A 16,179-nucleotide genomic window follows, 5' to 3' on the forward strand; every position below is an offset into this window, starting at 1 on the left:
GGTCTGCAGGAGCGGACGAAGCAGATACGCCTGCTTGCAAGCAGGGCGGAAATATTGCCCACGGCGCAGCCGGGAATCGGCAGACTGAAGCGCTACCGTTTTGCGATCGAGGAAGGCTCATGAACGCAGAGCAGCACAAGTCCAGGACCCTGGCGCACCAGCTGACCGAAATCGCGGCGGTGTATGCCCGCAGTTTCGCCCACTGGCGGGAAGACCCGGCCGACCTCAGCCGCTACGAACGCACGCACGCCAACCTCGAGCTGGTGCGGGTGCTGACCGAGAAAGCCTTTCCCGGGGGCCGGGGGGAGCTGGGCGAGCTGCTGCTGTGCCACACCGATTTGAAGCTGCTGGTGCTGCGCCAGCACCTGGTGCGGCGCGCGGCCGTTCCGGCCCGCGAGGACCTCGAGGAACAACTGCTGGCCGGCCAGGCGCGGCACGACCGGCTGGTGGCGGAGTTCATCACGCTGTGCGCGAACCACAGCGGACAGCCGCCCGCAGCACCAGGTGGCGCGGGCAGCGCGCAAGGGCGCGCCGCCCCGTCGCCGCGCATGGCACGCGCGCGCCACCCGCTGGCCTGAGCCCCGGCACGCGGGCTCAGTTGGGGCCGCGAAAGCGCAGTGATGCCTGGCGGACCGTTTCCGCGAGCAGGCGCTCTCGCGCCTGCTGCTCGCGCAGCCAGCGGGCGTCGTTGCGTGCTTGCGCGGCGTCGTTCGCCAGCAGTTCGATGCCGTCGAGCGCGCCGAGCTCGCGCGCATGGCCCTTGATCTGTTCGAGCGTCTGCAGGATGTGTTCGCGCAGCGAGGTGTGCTGTCCCGTGGCCGGCTCGACATAGACCGCTTCCAGTCCGAAGCGGCAGGCCTGGAAGCGGTTGTAGGTGTAGACCATGTAGTCGTCTTCCTGGGGCATGAAGGGCTGCTCCTGCAGGAACCACGCTCCCAGGGCCTGCACGAAGCCCGCGAGCGCGGCGGCGCGGGCGATGGTGAGCGGCGTGTCGAAAACGCGAATTTCGATGGTGCCGTACTCCGGCTTCGGCCGGATGTCCCAGTAGAAGTCCTTCATGCTCTTGACCACGCCGGTGCGCGTGGTCTTGGCGAAGAACTCGCCGAATTGGTCCCAGGAAAGGGTGAACGGTGCCCGACCGGACATCGGAAAGGCAAACACCGAGTTCAGGCGCGCCGAATCGAACTGCGTGTCCTGCGCCTGCACGTAGGGCGAGGACGCCGACAGCGCGATGAAGTGCGGGATGTAGCGCGACATCCGGTGGAGCATCAGCAGCGCCGCGTCGGCGTCGGGACAGCCGATGTGCACGTGCTGGCCGAAGATGGTGAACTGCTTGCTGAGGTATCCGTACAGCTCGGAGAGCTGGCGAAAGCGCGGCTTGTCGTAGATGCGCTGCTCGTGCCACTGCTGGTACGGGTGCGTGCCGCCGCCGACCACCGCGATGTTGAGCTTGTCGGCGCTGCGCACCAGCGCGTCGCGGATCGTGGCGAGCTGCCCGAGCACGTCGGCGGTGTTCTGGCACACGCCGGTGGAGATCTCGATCATGCTGGAGGTCATCTCCGGCACGACGCTGCCGGGCAGCTTGTGGCGCGCCATGAGCCGCAGCATCTCGTCTGCGTACGGCGCCAGATCGTAGTCGTTCGTGTTGACGAGCTGCAGCTCCAGTTCGACGCCCAGCGACAGGGCGGCCGAATGCTGAAAGGGTTCGAGTTGGAGGGTGTCAGCCACGGGGCGGTCTTCCGGGAAGCGCGGGAGGAATTTCGACGCTCTGCAGCGCCAGGGCACGGGCGCTTTCGCCGGCCTGGTAGATCGCGACGGTCGCGACGATCGCACCCAGCGATTCCATCAGAAGGATGGCCGGCAGGGCGACCGCGGCGATCTGCGGGCCGAGGGTGAGCGAGGAGGCGATGAACTGCGCCACCAGCAGCAGCGCCACGGAAGACATCGGTTGCATCGCGCAGCCGGTCCAGAACGCCTGCCGCCATCCGAGGCCGCTGCCCCAGTTGGCCAGGCCCACGCCCATCACCTTGCCGGCAAGCCGCGCCAGCAGCAGCGCCAGCACGAGCCCGGCCACGGTGGCGTTCCATTGCGCCTGCGCCGCCACCACGGACACCAGCACGAAGGTGAGCATGATCAGCAGCGAACCGGCGGTGCCGAGCTGGCGCGGCAGGGCCCAGGGGCGGGGATTCACCTGTTTGAGCAGCATGCCGGCCAGCAGCGCCGCCAGCGGGGCCGATCCGCCAAAGTGGCCGGCCATGGCCGCCGTCGCCGCGATCAGCGTCAGCAGCACCATGGCAGTGTTCTCGCTGGTGGGGCTCATGATGCGCAGCGCCAGCCGCAGCACCAGAGCCAGCACGATGGCCACCAGGATAGACAACCCGAGCACGCTGGCGATCGGCAGCAGCGTGTCGAGCAGGGTCTCGCGCTCGCGGTGGATCACCTGCGTGCGTGCGGTCACCAGGGTGAGCGCATAGAGTGCTCCCAATGTCGTCAGGGCCAGGGCGCGCTCCATGACGGGGCCGGTGGCACGGGTGTCCAGGCGGACACGGCTCAGCACGGCCGGCGAGCTGACCAGCGCAATGGCGGCAAGCGCCTCCGCTACGTTGCCACCCAGCCCCAGCCAGCGCATCGCGTAGTAGACGAAGGCATAGCTCAGGGCTGCTTCCAGCACGCTTTGCAGCAGCACCATCGGGTTGTGCCGGAACCAGCGCAGCGCGATGCGCCCGCCCGCCTCGAACAGCACGACGGACGCCCCGAGTTCGAGGGCGAACAGGCTGATGCCCTGCAGCGGCCAGACGTCGGTGGCAAAGCCGGACAGCCCGGCGGCGGCACCGACGACCGAGTAGCCCACCACCTTGGGCAGGCCGAGGTGACGCTGCACCAGATAGCCGCTGGCGGCGGCCAGGGCGAGCAGCAGCGACCACTGCACGCCGGGCAGGCCCGCCGAAGTCCGGAGCCAGCCCGACCAGATGGCCATGTAATCGATCATCTCTTGTTGATTCCTCGCGCGAAACGGTGCCGCGGTTATAGCTGAGCCGTACGGGCCCGCACGAAGCGGCCCGTCGGCGCGGTCTTCACATCAGTGCAGCACCCGGCGAGAGCCGTCGTCCAGAAGGAAGGCGGGGATATCCACCTCGAAGCGCGTGGCGTCCTCGGCCACGCAGAAATAGCTGCCGTGCATGCTCCCCGTGGGCGTGCGCAGCCGGCAGCCGCTGGTGTACTGGAACGATTCGCCCGGACGCAGCAGCGGCTGGTGGCCGACCACGCCCAGACCCTTGACCTGCTCGACCTGTCCGTTCGCGTCGGTGATGTGCCAGTGGCGCGATATCAGCTGCGCAGGCACCTCGCCGGTGTTGGTGATGGTGATGGTGTACGCGAAGCTGTGGACCGACTCCGCGGGCGCCGATTGCTCGGGCAGGTATTGCGGAACGACTTCCACGCGAAACTGGTACTTGGCCATGCGCCGATGGTACCCGCGCGGGCATTTGCGAAAATTGCGAGATGAGCAGCACGCCGCACCGCATCGCCCCCTCCATCCTTTCGGCCGACTTTGCCCGTCTCGGCGAGGAAGTCCGCGACGTCATCGACGCCGGAGCCGACTGGATCCACTTCGACGTGATGGACAACCACTATGTCCCCAACCTCACCTTCGGCCCGATGATCTGCTCGGCGCTGAAGCCGCACGCGAAGCGCTCGGACGGCACGGCCGTTCCGATCGATGTGCACCTCATGGTGCAGCCGGTGGACGCGCTGGCCCAGCTGTTCGCGGAGGCCGGCGCCGACTACATCAGCTTCCATCCCGACGCGAGCGGGCATGTCCACCGCAGTGTCCAGGCCATCCGCACGCGCGGCTGCAAGCCAGGGCTGGTGTTCAACCCGGCGACGCCGCTGGACGTGCTCGACTGGACCATCGACGAGATCGACCTCATCCTCATCATGAGCGTGAACCCAGGGTTCGGCGGGCAGAGCTTCATCGACTCGGCGCTGCGCAAGGTCGAGCAGGCGCGCAGGCGGATCGACGCGAGCGGCCGGGACATCCGCCTGGAGGTCGACGGCGGCATCAAGGCCGACAACATCGCCCGTGTCGCCGCCGCCGGCGCCGACACCTTCGTGGCAGGCAGCGCGATCTTCGGCAAGCCCGACTACCGAGGCGTGATCGCCGACATGCGCGCGGCGCTGGCGCGCTGAGGCGACCCGCAGCCTCTGCCTCTGCCGGGGGGGGGGGGCTGCGCCCTCGGCGTCAGGGCGTGAACTTCTTGTCGCCGTCCGGCATGTCCTCGCGCAGCTTCTCGTAGGTCGCGTCCATCTCGGCACCCTTGGTGGTGTCGGGAATGCCGCGCGCTGCGTCCTTGCGGGCGATGCGCCCGATGTCCTGCATCGAGGGCTCGTCCGCCACCTGGCTGTCGGCCGACTGGTCGCGCTCGTACTGCCGTCGGGGCACCGGCTGCTGCGTTTCGCCCTGCGCCGGCATGGTGTTCGGCTGGGGTGCCGCTCCGGGAGGCACATCGGGGCCCGCGGGGCGGGTGCTTTCGGCAGGACGCTGGTCTTTCATGGGCCGATGGTGCCCCGGGGCCTGCTGCGCGCGGGTAGGACAGCGCCCGAACGCGAGCCTGCTGAACCATAGGTGCGGAGTCGGCGATCTCCTACCGCGCAAGGACGCGGCCGCCGACACCGGGCCCCTCCAGCGGGCTACGGGTCGCGCCCATGAGCTTGCCTACATTGGGGATCCGAGCCCAAGGAGGTAGGACATGGAATTGCTGGCTGCGTGGCCTGAATGGCTGGTCTGGTGTGCCGCGAGCGCCGGGGGGGTGCTCGCCGTCACGCTGGTGGTCAGCATCATCGACGCAGCCCTCGACCTCGAGGGCAACTGACAAGCACACAAAGAGCGGCGGCGGCCCGCGTGCCGATCGCCGACAGGAATCTCGATGCCCCAACCCAAGCAGGACGCACAGCGCAAGAGCAAGGCGTCCGACGGCGTGATCGCCAAGCACCGGCAGATGGAGGCGTACAACCAGCCGGTGGACGGCCACCTGACCACGCAACAAGGCGTGGTAGTGCCGGACAACCACAACTCACTGCGCGCCGGCGTGCGCGGGCCGACCCTGCTGGAAGACTTCATCCTGCGCGAGAAGCTGGCGCACTTCGACTACGAGCGCATTCCGGAGCGCGCCGTGTTCGCCCGAGGCGCCGGCGCCCATGGCTACTTCGAGCTGTACCGGTCGCTCTCGTCGTACACCCGCGCCGATTTCCTGCAGGAAGCCGGCAGCCGCACGCCCGTGTTTGCGCGCTTTTCCAATCTCAGCGGAGAGCGCGGTTCGGCCGACACCGTGCGCGACGTGCGGGGCTTCGCGGTGAAGTTCTACACGCGCGAGGGAAACTACGACCTCGTCGGCAGCAGCATGCCGGTGTTCTTCATCCAGGACGCCATGAAGCTGCCCGACCTGGTGCACGCGCTGCGGCCGGAGCCGCACCATGGAATGCCGCAGGCGTCGAGCGCACACGACACCTTCTGGGACTTCGCCTCGCTGCTGCCCGAGACCACCCACATGCAGCTGTGGCTGATGTCCGATCGAGGCCTGCCGCGCAGCCTGCGGATGATGGAGGGCTTCGGCGTCCACACCTTCCGCATGATCAACGCGCACGGCGCGACCCACCTGGTCAAGTTTCACTGGAAGCCCAAGCTCGGGCGGCACGCCATTTCGTGGGACGAGGCGCAGAAGATCGCCGGGCGCGACCCGGACTTCCTGCGCCGCGACCTCTGGGAAGCCATTGCCGAGGGCCACTTTCCCGAATGGGAGTTGGGCCTGCAGCTGATCGACGAAAGCAAGGTCGATGCGTTGGGCATCGACCTGCTCGATTCCACCAAGCTGGTGCCCGAGGAACTGGCACCGGTGCAGGCCGTGGGTCGCCTGGTGCTCAATCGCAATCCGGACAATTTCTTTGCCGAAACCGAGCAGGTGGCCTTCCATCCGGGGCACCTGGTGCCGGGGATCGACTTCACCAGCGACCCGCTGCTGCAGGGGCGGCTTTTTTCCTATACGGGCTCGCAGGTGGCGCGCCTGGGCGGACCCAATTTCCACGAGCTGCCGGTCAATCGCAGTGTGTGCCCGGTGCACAACTTCGCGCGCGACGGGCGCGGCCGCATGGGCATCGCACGCGGTGCGGTGAGCTATGAGCCGAATACCCTGGGCAACGGCTCGGAATTTCGGGTCGATGGTGGGCAGCAGGGCTTCCAGAGCGCGCCCGACATGATCGAGTCGCCCAAGCTGCGCCGCCGCAGCCCCAGCTTCGACGACCACTTCAGCCAGGCCACGCTGTTCTGGAACAGCCAGAGCGCGTCCGAGAAAGAGCGGCTGATCGCCGCTTTCCAGTTCGAGCTGTCGAAGGTGGCGACCACCGCGATCCGCCAGCGGGTGGTGGACAACCTCGCCCATGTGGACGCGCGCCTGGCGCGCAAGGTCGCCGAGCCGCTGGGCATCGGGGCGCCCGACCCGCGCGCGGCCGCCGGGCGGGCGGGTTACCGCGAAACTCCGGCGAGGCGCCTGCTGGACGCATCGCCCTCACTGAGCCTGGAGCCGGCCAGCGGCACGGGCGTGCCGCTGGCGACACGGCGTGTGGCGATCGTGGTGGCCAACGGCGTCGAGGTCGGAGCGATGAAGGTGCTGCAGCAGGTGTTGCACGACCACGGGGTGGTGACGCGCGTGGTGGCCGCGCACCTGGGCTTCATCTCCACCTCGTCCGGCCAGCAGCTGGCCGTGGACCATACCTTCGCGACCATGCCCTCGGTCATGTTCGACGCGATCATGGTTCCCGCCGGCGCGAGCAGCGCACAGGCGCTCGCGCGCATCGGCGACGCCGTGCATTTCGTGCTGGAAGGCTATCGCCACGGCAAGGCCTTGTGCCTGATAGGCGAGGGCGCCCAGGTACTGCGTCTGCCCGAGGGCGAGGAGGCCGCTGCGGCCGGCGTCGTGCGTGGCAGCAACGACCCGGCGAACCGCCTGCAGATGGCGCAGGAGTTCGTGCAGGCGATCGCGCGCCACCGGCACTGGCAGCGCGCGGGCATCGACGCGATTCCCGCCTGAGCCGCGCGGCGCGCGCGTGCCGGCCCGCGCGGTGGCTCGGCACAAGAACTGTCCTACCGCGGCTCAAAGCCGGGACCGACCTGTTCGGCCCGCGTCCTGTCTCCCAATCGGCCCTAGCGTCGGCCTACCGTGCCGGCGGCACCGATCTGGAGAGCTGACATGGCAAGCAATACCGAGGGGAGCGGCGGCGGAGCGCGGCGCGGAACATCCAAGCGCGGCTTCGCGTCCATGGACCCGGAACGCCAGCGGGCGATCGCAAGCAAGGGCGGCAAGGCCGCCCACGAAAGCGGCAATGCGCACGAGTTCACGCCCGAGGAGGCGCGGCGCGCCGGCAGCAAGGGTGGCAAGGCAGCCCACGAGCGGGGCACTGCGCACGAATTCACGCCGGAAGAAGCGCGCCGTGCAGGCCGCAAGGGCGGCGAGGCGAGCGGCGGCGGGCGCGGCGGCTCCCGCGCAGCGAAGTCGGGCAGCGCCGGCGCATCCACCGCCGGCTCGCCGGCCGACAATGCGGGCGGCGGGAAGGCCGAATAGCCGCGCCAGCGGGGCGCAAGCGGTGTGGCGGCGCGCAGGGCCCGGCCTGCGGCACACTCGCGTGGCATGAGCACCCCCGATCTGTCCCGTCTCCAGGCGGCCATCGTCGATCTCGACGGAACCCTGGTCGATACCCTCCCCGATTTCACCGTCGCCCTGAATGCGACCCTGTCCGAACTGCAGCTCGCGCCCCTGTCGGCGGAGCGGATCGCCGCGCTGGTCGGCAAGGGCTCCGAGCACCTGGTGCGCTCGGTCCTGGCCGCGGCGCAGGGCCGAGCGGACCAGTTCGACGCGGCGTGGCGGTCCTACCAGCGCCAGTACGAAGCAGTCAACGGCCGCCATGCGCGCGTGTATCCCGGCGCGCGTGAGGGGCTGCGGAAGCTGCGCGGCCGCGGCTTGCGCATGGCCTGCGTGACCAACAAGCCGCTGGCGTTCGCGCAGGCCTTGCTCGCGAAGACGGGGCTCGCCGGCGAGTTCGAGCTGGTCTTCGGCGGCGACAGCTTCGCCAAACGCAAGCCGCACCCGATGCCGCTGCTGATGGCGTGCAGCGCGCTGGGCGTGGAGCCCTCCCGCACACTGGTAGTGGGCGACTCGGTCAACGATGCCCAGGCAGCCCGCGCCGCCGGATGTCCGGTGGTGCTGGTGAGCTACGGCTACAACCACGGACAGCCCGTGCAGAAGGTCGATGCGGACGCGGTGCTCGACTCGATTGCCGACCTGCGGGCCTGAGCGCCGACCAGGCTGCAAGGCCTCGCGCTGGATGCATTCGCCGCGACCCCGCGCACGGCCGGATCGCGCGCTACCGTTTGCTACACTGGCCGCCATGTTCATCCACCGCACCAGCATCACGGGTCGCTCCGACCGGGGAGCCTGGCCCTGGCGCAAGCCAGTGAACGTGCGTACCTGATTGCACGGGGGCATCCCGTGCCCCCGACGCTCCGGTTTCCGGGGCAGCCGATCGAATCCCGCGGCCCTGCGCCGCCGAGCTTGTGGAGGCTCACCATGATCACCGAACTCGAATTCCGAAGCCTTGCGCTGCAAGGCTACAACCGCATTCCCCTCATCGCCGAGGCCTTCGCGGACCTCGAAACCCCGCTGTCGCTGTACCTGAAACTGGCCCATGGCCGCGGCACCGGTCGCCTGAGCTTCCTACTCGAGTCGGTGGTCGGAGGCGAGCGATTCGGCCGCTACAGCTTCATCGGGCTGCCCGCGCGCACCCTGCTGCGCTCCAGCGGGTTCGGTGCCGACGCGCGAACCGAGGTGGTGCGTGACGGGCAGGTGGTCGAAACCGACTACGGCAACCCGCTCGATTTCATCGCGGCCTACCAGATGCGCTTCAAGGTGGCCCTGCGTCCAGGCCTGCCACGGTTCTGCGGGGGACTGGCCGGCTATTTCGGCTACGACACCGTCCGGCACATCGAGAAGAAGCTGGTGCACAGTTGTCCGCCCGACAGCCTGGACTGTCCGGACATCCTGCTGCTGCAGTGCGAGGAACTGGCCGTGATCGACAACCTCTCGGGCAAGCTGTACCTCATCGTCTACGCCGACCCTGCGCAGCCCGAAGCGTTCGCCACGGCCAAGAAGCGCCTGCGTGAGCTCAAGGAACTGCTCAAGTACTCGGTGAGCGCGCCCGCCGTGAAGCCGACGCAGGGCTTTCCGGCAGAGCACGAATTCTTGAAGGCGGACTACCTGCAGGCCGTCGAGCGCGCGAAGGAGTTGATCGCCGCCGGCGACTTCATGCAGGTGCAGGTTTCCCAGCGCATCAAGAAGCGCTTCACCGAATCGCCGCTCTCGCTGTACCGCGCGCTGCGCGCGGTCAACCCGAGCCCGTACATGTACTACTACAACTTCAGCGGTGCGGCGGGCGACGATTTCCATGTGGTGGGCGCGTCGCCCGAAATCCTGGTGCGCCAGGAGCAGACCGACGTGGGGCAGAAAGTGACCATCCGGCCGCTCGCCGGTACCCGCCCGCGCGGCTCCACGCCGGCTCTGGACAAGCAGACCGAAGGCGAACTGCTGGCCGACCCCAAGGAGCGGGCCGAGCACGTCATGCTCATCGACCTGGCGCGCAACGACATCGGGCGCATCGCACGCACTGGCAGCGTGAAGGTGACCGAAGCCTTCGTGGTCGAGCGCTACAGCCACGTGATGCATATCGTGAGCAACGTCGAGGGTGTGCTCGACGAGGGCATGAGCAACATGGACGTGCTGCGCGCCACCTTCCCCGCCGGGACCCTCACCGGCGCGCCGAAGGTGCACGCCATGGAGTTGATCGACGAGCTCGAGCCGAGCAAGCGCGGCATCTACGGCGGTGCCTGCGGGTACCTGAGCTACGCCGGCGACATGGACGTGGCGATCGCTATCCGCACGGGAGTGGTGAAGGACCAGACCCTCTACGTGCAGGCGGCCGCGGGCGTGGTCGCCGACTCCGTGCCTGAGCTCGAATGGAAGGAAACCGAGGCCAAGGCGCGGGCGCTGCTGCGTGCCTCGGAGCTGGTCGAAGAAGGCCTGGAGTGATGCCATGACCAAGCTGCTGATGATCGATAACTACGACAGCTTCACCTACAACCTCGTCCAGTATTTCGGCGAACTGGGGGCGTCCGTGGAGGTGGTTCGCAACGACGAGGTGAGCGTGGCCGATGTCGCAGCCCGCGCGCCCGATCTGCTGGTCATCTCGCCCGGCCCGTGTTCGCCGGAGCAGGCCGGCATCTCCGTGCAGGCGATCCGGCACTTCGCAGGAAAGCTGCCGATCCTGGGCGTGTGCCTGGGCCACCAGAGCATCGGCGCGGCCTTCGGCGGCTCCATCGTGCGCGCGCGTGCGCTGATGCATGGCAAGACCAGCGAGATCCGCTGCGATGGGCGCGGCGTTTTCCGGGGGCTGCCCGAGCGCTTCACGGTGAACCGCTACCACTCGCTCGCGATCGAGCCGGCTTCGTGCCCGTCGGCACTGGCGCCCACGGCCTGGACGGACGACGGCGAGATCATGGGCGTGCGCCACCGCGAACTGCCGATTGAAGGAGTGCAGTTCCATCCGGAGTCCATCCTCACCGAGCATGGCCACGCGATGCTGAAGAATTTTCTGGAGCAGGCACGATGAGCACATCGCCCCTGGTCGATCTGCGAAGCGATACGGTGACCCGGCCGACGCGCGCGATGCGCGAGGCGATGCTTTCGGCGCCGCTCGGCGACGACGTGTTCGGCGATGACCCGAGCGTGAACGCGCTGCAGGAGCGCATTGCCGGCCTGCTGGGGTTCGAGGCGGCGCTCTTCGTGCCCAGCGGAACACAAAGCAACCTCTGCGCCATCCTTGCGCACTGCGGGCGCGGAGACGAGTACCTCGTGGGGCAGATGCAGCACTGCTACCGCTGGGAAGCCGGCGGCGCGGCGGTGCTGGGCAGCGTGCAGCCGCAGCCGATCGCCCATCAGCCGGACGCGACGCTCGCGCTGGCCGACATCGAAGCCGCCATCAAGCCGGACGATCCGCACTTCGCGCGCACCCGCCTGCTGGCGCTGGAGAACACGCTGGGCGGCCAGCGCATGCCGGCGCAGTGGTTGGCCGATGCCACCGCACTTGCGGCACGCCACGGGCTCGCCCGTCACCTCGACGGTGCGCGGCTGTTCAATGCGGCCGTGGCCGAATCAGCGGTGTCGAACGCCGCGGCGCTCGACGAGGCGCGGCGCATCTCCGGGCACTTCGATTCGGTCTCGGTCTGCTTCAGCAAGGGGCTGGGCGCGCCGGCGGGCTCGGCGCTGTGCGGAGGGCGCGACTTCATCGGGCGGGCACGCCGCATCCGCAAGATGGCCGGCGGCGCGATGCGCCAGGCGGGCGTGCTCGCTGCCGCGTGTGCGCACGCGCTCGAGCACCACGTCGAACGCCTCGCCGAAGACCACGCGCTGGCGCGGCGGCTAGCGGAGGGCCTTGCCGGGGTCGAGGCGCTGCGCGTGCAGCCGCCCGACACGAACATCGTCTTCGTCGATCTGGTTGGACCCGCGCGTGCACGCTCGATCGACCTGCTGGCGCACCTGGAGCGCCACGGAATCCTGGCAACCGGTCTGTACCGGTTGCGCTTCGTCACGCACCTGGATGTCGATCTCGCCGGCGTCGATCGGGCGGTGGCGGCCATCCGCGAGTTCTTCACGGCCTGAGACAAGGAGAGTCAGCCATGCCCATTACCGCCCAGGAAGCGCTGCAGCGCACGATCGAGCACCGCGAGATCTTCCACGACGAGATGCTCAAGATCATGCGGCTGATCATGAGCGGCGAGCTGTCGCCGGTCATGACCGCCGCGTTGATCACCGGCTTGCGGGTGAAGAAGGAAACGATCGGCGAGATCACCGCCGCGGCCGAGGTGATGCGCGAGTTCGCCACCAAGGTGTACATCGCCGACAAGCGCAACCTGGTGGACATCGTGGGCACCGGCGGCGACGGCTCGCACACCTTCAACATTTCCACCTGCTCGATGTTCGTGGCCGCCGCCGCAGGCGCAAAGGTCAGCAAGCACGGCGGGCGCAGCGTCAGCAGCAAATGCGGCAGCGCCGACGTGCTGGAGAGCCTGGGACTGAACATCCACTTGGCGCCCGAGGCGATCGCGCGCTGCGTCGATGAGGTCGGCATCGGCTTCATGTTCGCGCCCAACCACCACCCGGCCATGAAGAACGTGGCGCCGGTGCGCAAGGAGCTGGGCGTTCGCACCATCTTCAACATCCTGGGGCCGCTCACGAACCCGGCGGGTGCGCCCAACATCCTGATGGGAGTGTTCCACCCCGACCTGGTGGGTATCCAGGTGCGCGCGCTGCAGCGCCTCGGCGCTGAGCACGCAGTGGTGGTCTACGGCAGGGATGGGATGGACGAGGTAAGCCTCGGGGCGGCGACTTTGGTGGGCGAGCTCAAGGACGGGCAGGTCTCGGAGTACGAGATCCACCCGGAAGACTTCGGGCTGCCCATGGCGAGCAACCGCGCATTGAAGGTGGAGAGCGCCGAGCAGTCGCGCGCCATGCTGCTGGCCGTGCTGAACAACGAGCCCGGACCCGCGCGCGACATCGTCATCCTCAACGCCGGTGTCGCGCTCTATGCGGCGAACGTGGTGGACGGCATTGCGGCGGGCATCGGGCGCGCGCGCGCCGCGCTGGAGTCCGGCGCTGCGCGGGCCAAGCTCGACGAGCTGATCCGCGTCGCGTCGCAGCAGGGGGCTGAGTGATGTCGGACATCCTGCAGAAGATCGTCGCCGTCAAGCACGAGGAGATTGCGGCCGCCCGCAAGCGACTGTCGATGGAAGCGGTGCGGGCCGACGCGGAAAGCCGGGTGCTCACGCGCGATTTCGAGGGTAGCCTGCGCCGCCGCATCGCACAGGGCAGGAGTGCAGTCATTGCCGAAATCAAGAAGGCCAGCCCCAGCAAAGGCGTGCTGCGCGAAGACTTCGTGCCCGCGGACATTGCGCAGAGCTATGCCGAGCATGGCGCGGCCTGTCTCTCGGTGCTGACCGACCGGCAGTTCTTCCAGGGGCAGCCCGACCATCTGAAGCAGGCCCGTGCGTCCTGCGATCTGCCGGTGCTGCGCAAGGATTTCCTGGTCGATCCCTACCAGGTGTACGAATCGCGCGCGATGGGCGCCGACTGCATTCTGCTGATTGCAGCGTGCCTGGACGACTCCCGCATGAGCGAGCTCGAGGCGATCGCGCGCAGCCTGGACATGGCGGTACTGGTGGAGGTGCATGACGCCGCCGAACTCGAGCGGGCACTGCGCCTGAAGACGCCGCTGATCGGTGTGAACAACCGCAACCTGCGCAGTTTCGAGGTCTCGCTGCAGACCACGCTTTCTCTGCTTCCGCAGGTGCCACCCGAGCGCCTGCTGGTCACCGAGTCGGGCGTCCTCGGGCGCGCCGACGTGGAGGTTCTGCGCGCAGCAGGCGTGCATGCCTTCCTGGTAGGCGAAGCATTCATGCGCGCGCCGGATCCCGGCGAGGCACTGGCCGAACTGTTCGGCTGATGCCGCGCGACGCAGCCCCGATGTCGGTGCAGCAGACGCTGGCGTTGTTCGAGGCCACGACGCACGATGCGCCCGGTGCGCCCGGTGCGCCCGGTGCGCCCGGTGCGCTCGTCGCCTGGCAGCCGCAGCGATGGCCGGTCTCAGCCGACTGGCGCCCGACGGTGGACGCCTTCTTCGCAAGCGATGCCGGCCAGTCCCTCGGCGAGTTCGTGCGCGCGCGCATCGAGGCTGGGGCACGCATCTTCCCGCCGCAGCCGCTGCGCGCGCTCGAGCTCACGCCACGTGCCGAGGTGCGTGCCGTGATCCTCGGCCAGGATCCGTATCACGGCGCCGGCCAGGCTGAAGGGCTCGCGTTTTCGGTGGCTCCCGGCGTGAAGCTTCCTCCCTCGCTACGCAACATCTACAAGGAGCTCGGGATCGCTGCCCAGGACGGCTCCCTCGTCGCGTGGGCCCGACGCGGCGTGCTGCTGCTCAACGCGTGCCTGACGGTCGAGGAAGGGCGACCCGGCAGCCACGCCGGCAAGGGCTGGGAGCGGCTCACGGATGCCGTGCTACAGCAGGTGGCCGGCGCGGCCACGCCTTGCGTCTATCTGCTGTGGGGCGCACATGCCCAGGCCAAGGCAGGACTGATCCTGCACGAGGCGCGCACCCACGGACGCGAGGCGTTGGTGCTGCAGTGCAACCACCCGTCGCCGCTGTCCGCCCGGCGCGCGCCGCTACCGTTTCTCGGCAGTGGGCATTTTGAGCAGGCGCGCGCCTGGCTCGCCGCCCGCGGCGTCCTCGATGTCCTGTAATGCTGCCTCCTCATAGCGCGTCTGCAAGATAACGGCTGCGTTGAGCGCGGCAGGGCTTGGCCCCGCGTTCGTGTTTCGGTCGGCAGCGCTTTGGCGGCAGTGGCGGACCGCGCAGTGGAGTCCGTCCGTAGCAAACGCATCAGCACCCCGGCAGGGTCGAACTTCTCCAGTCGAGCCGCGTGTCGTCCAGATAGTCATCGGCGATGTTGATCGTGCCGTGCCTGCCGAGATCATCGTAGTGCGCGTCCAGCCAGCGCCGAGCCGCAGCTTGCCCGATGGCGAACAGCTCGCGCAGCAGGGTCGGGCTGCTGCGCGACTTGCTCGCGGCCGAGTACGCCAGCATGTCGGCGCCGCCGTCGATGCGGTGCAGCCGCACCAGTTTGCGGGTGCCGGGGGCGAGCGAGCCCTCGGCGAGCATCCGGTTGATGAGATCGATCGCGCGCACCTGGGTCAGCAGCGAGGCGTTGAAGGTCAGCTCGTTCATGCGGTCGAGGATTTCCCGTGCCGTACGCGGTGCTCCCTCGCGCCGCAGCGGGTTGATTTGGATGATCACGATGTCGGCATCGCCGCAGCTGTCGATCAGCGGCGTGAGCGGCGGATTGACCGCGTAGCCGCCATCCCAGTAGGGCTCTGCATCGATCTCGACCGCAGGGAACAAGGTCGGCAGGCTGGCCGAGGCAAGCACCGCATCCGCGTTCAGACGCGCTCCGTGAAAGATGCGGGCCTTGCCGGTGCTCACGTGCGTGGCGGACACGAACACCGGCGGGCGGCCCGGCGCGCGGATCGCTTCGAAATCGATGCGCCGGGCCAGCAGGTCACGCAAGGGATTCAGGTTGAGCGGGTTCGCCTGGTAGGGCGACACCAGCGTCGAGAGCGCGTGCAAGCTGCTGCGCGCCCACTCGTGACCGAACCCGCCCCACAGTGCACGACCGAACCGCGAATGCAGCTCGCCGAGCGCCCCCCAGTGGCCGACGTCCTCCCATACCTGCGTGAGAACGCCGCGGCTTGCGGTCGCCTGCGCGTCCGCCGAGCCTTGGGCCGTGGCCAGTCCGCTCGCGAGCGCCACCGCGTTCACGGCCCCGGCGCTGGTTCCGCTGAGCCCGGCGATCGATAAGCGGCCGTCGGCCAGCAGGCAATCCAGAACGCCCCAAGTGAACGCGCCATGCGAGCCGCCCCCCTGCAGAGCGAGAGATACCGATTTTCTTGAGGCACAATCGAGGGTTTCCATTTCGTCCATTCTGTTGCGTCGCAGCAGGCTGCGGCAGGCATGAGCGAACGATCGCGTTTTTTCGGTTTGTCCGCGCCGGCGAAAAGTGGGTGGATTGAAGCGTGCTATATTTCGAGGTTCGCCGGAGGGGTGCCCGAGTGGCTAAAGGGGGCAGACTGTAAATCTGTTGGCTTACGCCTACGCTGGTTCGAATCCAGCCTCCTCCACCACCTGCAGTGCGTGTGCTCTGCAGGGGCGGCGAGCGGTAAAAAAGTAGTGTGCGTGCGATCGAGTGGTAGCGCCAGGAGGCCTGCCGAGGGCTGTTGAACGTGCCCGATGCGGGAGTAGTTCAATGGTAGAACCTTAGCCTTCCAAGCTAATGACGCGGGTTCGATTCCCGTCTCCCGCTCCACGGATCGCTGGTGTGCACTACGGTTTCCGTGGCGAACGACCAAGAATTTCGCCCTTGTGGCTCAGTGGTAGAGCACTCCCTTGGTAAGGGAGAGGTCGCGGGTCCGATTCCCGCCAAGGGCACCAGTTGATATTGACCGTCTAGTTACTTTTTTCGAAGGGCGAAAA

General features: G+C 68.3%; 17 protein-coding genes and 3 tRNA genes. 15 read left to right on the top strand and 5 right to left on the bottom strand.

What is annotated here, in order from left to right:
* Positions 1-119 precede the first annotated feature (119 nt).
* Positions 120-578 (top strand): hypothetical protein, encoded by a 459-nt coding sequence (locus tag WG922_RS16635; protein ID WP_340283886.1) that lies wholly within the window; start codon positions 120-122, stop codon positions 576-578.
* Positions 579-594: 16 nt separating this feature from the next.
* On the opposite strand, the gene WG922_RS16640 is transcribed toward WG922_RS16635, so the two are convergent.
* The 3 genes from WG922_RS16640 to apaG form a co-directional block, all read right to left on the bottom strand.
* The gene (locus WG922_RS16640; RefSeq protein WP_340283887.1) at positions 595-1,728 is read right to left on the bottom strand and encodes a YbdK family carboxylate-amine ligase; all 1,134 of its coding nucleotides are present in this window, start codon (positions 1,726-1,728) and stop codon (positions 595-597) included.
* Positions 1,721-2,989, bottom strand: coding sequence for a cation:proton antiporter (locus tag WG922_RS16645; RefSeq protein WP_340283888.1), 1,269 nt, complete (start codon positions 2,987-2,989; stop codon positions 1,721-1,723). Before WG922_RS16645 ends, WG922_RS16640 begins: the two co-directional genes overlap by 8 nt.
* Positions 2,990-3,079: 90 nt before the next feature.
* Positions 3,080-3,460, bottom strand: coding sequence for a Co2+/Mg2+ efflux protein ApaG (gene apaG, locus WG922_RS16650; RefSeq protein WP_340283889.1), 381 nt, complete (start codon positions 3,458-3,460; stop codon positions 3,080-3,082).
* A gap of 41 nt (positions 3,461-3,501) precedes the next feature.
* Here apaG and rpe point away from each other — a divergent pair, with 41 nt between their 5' ends.
* A complete protein-coding gene (rpe, locus tag WG922_RS16655) occupies positions 3,502-4,188 on the top strand; it encodes a ribulose-phosphate 3-epimerase (protein ID WP_340283891.1) in 687 nt (228 codons plus the stop codon).
* Positions 4,189-4,240: 52 nt separating this feature from the next.
* Here the strand turns inward: rpe and WG922_RS16660 are convergent, their stop codons facing one another.
* The gene (locus WG922_RS16660) at positions 4,241-4,552 is read right to left on the bottom strand and encodes a hypothetical protein (protein WP_340283892.1); all 312 of its coding nucleotides are present in this window, start codon (positions 4,550-4,552) and stop codon (positions 4,241-4,243) included.
* Positions 4,553-4,748: 196 nt separating this feature from the next.
* Between WG922_RS16660 and WG922_RS16665 the strand changes: the two genes are divergently transcribed.
* From WG922_RS16665 to WG922_RS16710, 10 genes are all read left to right on the top strand, one after another.
* Positions 4,749-4,871: a hypothetical protein gene (locus WG922_RS16665; RefSeq protein ID WP_340283893.1), complete on the top strand. Its 123-nt coding sequence runs from the start codon at positions 4,749-4,751 to the stop codon at positions 4,869-4,871.
* Positions 4,872-4,925: 54 nt separating this feature from the next.
* A complete protein-coding gene (locus WG922_RS16670; protein ID WP_340283894.1) occupies positions 4,926-7,082 on the top strand; it encodes a catalase in 2,157 nt (718 codons plus the stop codon).
* Between the two features lie 159 nt (positions 7,083-7,241).
* Positions 7,242-7,613 carry a KGG domain-containing protein gene (locus WG922_RS16675; RefSeq protein WP_340283895.1) on the top strand — a complete coding sequence of 124 codons (372 nt, stop codon included), beginning with the start codon at positions 7,242-7,244 and terminating at the stop codon, positions 7,611-7,613.
* A gap of 66 nt (positions 7,614-7,679) precedes the next feature.
* Complete coding sequence (locus WG922_RS16680; RefSeq protein ID WP_340283896.1) at positions 7,680-8,342, top strand: phosphoglycolate phosphatase; 663 nt, start codon at positions 7,680-7,682, stop codon at positions 8,340-8,342.
* Between the two features lie 273 nt (positions 8,343-8,615).
* On the top strand, positions 8,616-10,130 hold the full coding sequence (trpE, locus tag WG922_RS16685) for an anthranilate synthase component I (protein ID WP_340283897.1): 1,515 nt from the start codon (positions 8,616-8,618) through the stop codon (positions 10,128-10,130).
* Between the two features lie 4 nt (positions 10,131-10,134).
* Complete coding sequence (locus tag WG922_RS16690) at positions 10,135-10,710, top strand: anthranilate synthase component II (protein WP_340283898.1); 576 nt, start codon at positions 10,135-10,137, stop codon at positions 10,708-10,710.
* The gene (ltaE, locus tag WG922_RS16695) at positions 10,707-11,759 is read left to right on the top strand and encodes a low-specificity L-threonine aldolase (protein WP_340283899.1); all 1,053 of its coding nucleotides are present in this window, start codon (positions 10,707-10,709) and stop codon (positions 11,757-11,759) included. The genes WG922_RS16690 and ltaE overlap by 4 nt, the downstream gene beginning before the upstream one ends.
* A gap of 17 nt (positions 11,760-11,776) precedes the next feature.
* A complete protein-coding gene (gene trpD / locus WG922_RS16700) occupies positions 11,777-12,811 on the top strand; it encodes an anthranilate phosphoribosyltransferase (protein ID WP_340283900.1) in 1,035 nt (344 codons plus the stop codon).
* Positions 12,811-13,599 carry an indole-3-glycerol phosphate synthase TrpC gene (gene trpC / locus WG922_RS16705; protein WP_340283901.1) on the top strand — a complete coding sequence of 263 codons (789 nt, stop codon included), beginning with the start codon at positions 12,811-12,813 and terminating at the stop codon, positions 13,597-13,599. The genes trpD and trpC overlap by 1 nt, the downstream gene beginning before the upstream one ends.
* 20 nt (positions 13,600-13,619) lie before the next feature.
* Positions 13,620-14,393 carry a uracil-DNA glycosylase gene (locus tag WG922_RS16710; RefSeq protein WP_340283902.1) on the top strand — a complete coding sequence of 258 codons (774 nt, stop codon included), beginning with the start codon at positions 13,620-13,622 and terminating at the stop codon, positions 14,391-14,393.
* Positions 14,394-14,532: 139 nt separating this feature from the next.
* Here the strand turns inward: WG922_RS16710 and WG922_RS16715 are convergent, their stop codons facing one another.
* Complete coding sequence (locus WG922_RS16715; protein ID WP_340283903.1) at positions 14,533-15,621, bottom strand: patatin-like phospholipase family protein; 1,089 nt, start codon at positions 15,619-15,621, stop codon at positions 14,533-14,535.
* 123 nt (positions 15,622-15,744) lie between these two features.
* Between WG922_RS16715 and WG922_RS16720 the strand changes: the two genes are divergently transcribed.
* The 3 genes from WG922_RS16720 to WG922_RS16730 all read left to right on the top strand — a co-directional run bounded on the left by WG922_RS16720 (position 15,745) and on the right by WG922_RS16730 (position 16,137).
* Positions 15,745-15,830: transfer RNA gene (locus WG922_RS16720), tRNA-Tyr, on the top strand.
* A gap of 108 nt (positions 15,831-15,938) precedes the next feature.
* Positions 15,939-16,012: transfer RNA gene (locus WG922_RS16725), tRNA-Gly, on the top strand.
* 50 nt (positions 16,013-16,062) lie between these two features.
* Positions 16,063-16,137 (top strand) — tRNA-Thr (locus WG922_RS16730).
* The last annotated feature ends 42 nt before the right edge of the window (positions 16,138-16,179 follow it).

The organism is Ramlibacter sp. AN1015, from assembly GCF_037726105.1.
Classification (GTDB): Bacteria; Pseudomonadota; Gammaproteobacteria; order Burkholderiales; family Burkholderiaceae_C; genus Ramlibacter.